Below are 2,098 nucleotides of genomic sequence, written 5' to 3'. Positions count from 1 at the left end.
TGGCACCTGTATTGCCTGTCCTGTGGCTCAAGTGACTATGCTAAAATCGGTCAACTAGAAATGACGAGAAACGATTTTTTCAATAGTCGCCTGGGTATCCTGCAGCAGTTTCTCGCGACTATCTCTAGTATTAGTCAGACTAGGCACGAGATTACGAGCTTGTAAAGCCATGTGAAGTTGTAGTTGAGCCACATACTCGCGGATATCTTCGCGGGTTTCCGATTGGTTAGGATGAAACATAGAGAAACTGGAAGGGGCTGTCTAGCTGATGGGGATCTTTTCGATAACTCCTATACAAGTTATCACGACAGCTTAGGTTCCAGTCAAGGGTCGGCTCCAACTCTACACATTTCTCAACACAACTTATCTCTCTTCTGTCATTCTAGGCAGAAGAGAGTCATACTAAATTCGGTTATTAAAAACTGATTATTTAGAGCTTGCTGAATAAATCTAAAAACCTTGTTGGATAAGGCTTTTAGACTTTTTTGACCTCAAAAAGTGGCGACCATTGGAGGGATCGGGGGTAAAATTCAGGTACTTTTTCCCTGAAAATTAGGTAATTGACTACCTCAAAATCGGTAAAACCCCACACCTCACACCCCACACCCTGCCCCCACCAACAAACTTTTTGCCGCAAACCCTATTTATTCCCCCTATTGCCTCTTGCCTCTCCTCATAAGTAGCCTATACTCAACGGATTTAGTATCAGTCGCAGTTTACACCACTGTGAGTCTCAGCTGCCTGAGAAGGTGACGCATATCACCCAAGGCAAGGGTTCTGGCCACGACTTGAGCGAAACGGTCTTGAACCATCCACTCCCGCGTCACCTCGTTTTGAGGCTCTTGAAAATATTGCTTTTTTTTCTCAAAGACAGTAAACTCAAATGTATTGTAAATGTATTTCAGATGAATTATGACTCTATATCTAGTAGAGGATGATCGACAAGAAAGGACAAAAGAAGAGGTGAGCGAGATATTGGAGCGCATTACCACACTCGCATCAAAATCCCAGGGAGAGTTAATCGAAGCCCTAATTGGCGGAACAGAGGGGCGGTTATTCCTGATTATCAAAGCGATCGATCGCGCCTCCCTCGAACAAGTACTAGAAAACGCTGGGCTAGGTTGGCAACTAATCAAGGAAATGCGCTTGATTGGGCAGGACTTAGCCACTGTGCGAGAGCGCAAAGACAAAGCCAACTATCTAGTACAGTGGAATTTACCCCCGGGGCTAACCATGGAAACTTACCTGCAAAGAAAAGCGGAGAAAACCCCCCTTTATGCTCAAGTGCCGGAAGTCAGTTTCGAGCGGACCTATGTTTGCGAAGACTTGAGTAAATGTCTCTGTTTCTACGATAGTCCCGATGAAGCGGCGGTAAAAAGAGCCAGAGAAGTGGTCGGCGCACCTATAGATAGTTTGACCTCGATTGAAAATATTCACCCCTAGGAGAGAACAATTATGCTCGATCGAGGCTCCGAAATTCTTTCTTTTCTGGAAGAAAGAGCCACTGACCTCAACAACGGTACAGCTAATCTCAACGTCGGTTCGGCCCTAACCAAGCTAGGAGAATCGGGCTGGTTCGGCTATGCTATACCTGAAAGCTTAGGAGGCCGGGGTGGCTCCTTACTACAGGCAGTAGAGGCGATCTCTGCTGTGTCCCAATGCTGCCTGACCACCGGTTTTGTTTTCTGGTGTCAGCGCGTCTTCATTCAATATCTGGCCGCCAGTAATAACACTTACCTACAAAACAAAATTCTACCTGCTGTTCTCAAGGGAGAGATAGCCGGAGCCACAGGACTCTCCAACGCCATGAAGTACCTCGGCGGGATCGAGGAGCTGCGTTTACAGGCAAAGATCGAAGGAGAAAACGTCACTGTTAATGGCTTCCTGCCCTGGGCCTCTAACCTCGACTCTAACGGAGAATTCATAGTAGCCGTTGCCGCTCAAACCACATCGGGAGAAACTCTTATCCTCGCCCTTCCCTCCTTCGCAGAGGGGTTAAAACGGGGTGAAGACCTACAATTATTGGGTTTACAAGCTTCCCGCACCAGTACCCTTGAATTCGATCGAGTTCAGTTATCTCACGACTGGATTATCAGCT

At 46.8% G+C, this 2,098-nt stretch carries 3 protein-coding genes; 2 read left to right on the top strand and 1 reads right to left on the bottom strand.

The features are described 5' to 3' along the window. Nucleotides 1–54 precede the first annotated feature (54 nt). The gene (locus PX484_RS23730; protein ID WP_002731861.1) at nt 55–240 is read right to left on the bottom strand and encodes a hypothetical protein; all 186 of its coding nucleotides are present in this window, start codon (nt 238–240) and stop codon (nt 55–57) included. Nucleotides 241–912: 672 nt separating this feature from the next. Between PX484_RS23730 and PX484_RS23725 the strand changes: the two genes are divergently transcribed. Both PX484_RS23725 and PX484_RS23720 read left to right on the top strand, forming a co-directional pair. Further along, complete coding sequence (locus PX484_RS23725) at nt 913–1,443, top strand: DUF4242 domain-containing protein (RefSeq protein ID WP_287765346.1); 531 nt, start codon at nt 913–915, stop codon at nt 1,441–1,443. A gap of 12 nt (nt 1,444–1,455) precedes the next feature. Beyond that, nucleotides 1,456–2,098: acyl-CoA dehydrogenase family protein (locus PX484_RS23720; RefSeq protein WP_288105872.1), on the top strand; the 643-nt coding region annotated here is incomplete at its 3' end.

It is taken from the genome of Microcystis sp. M49636_WE2, assembly GCF_030065375.1.
Taxonomy (GTDB): domain Bacteria; phylum Cyanobacteriota; class Cyanobacteriia; order Cyanobacteriales; family Microcystaceae; genus Microcystis; species Microcystis aeruginosa_C.
The sequence above is the reverse complement of the archived record's forward strand: the minus strand, read 5'-3'. Positions and strand labels throughout refer to the sequence as shown.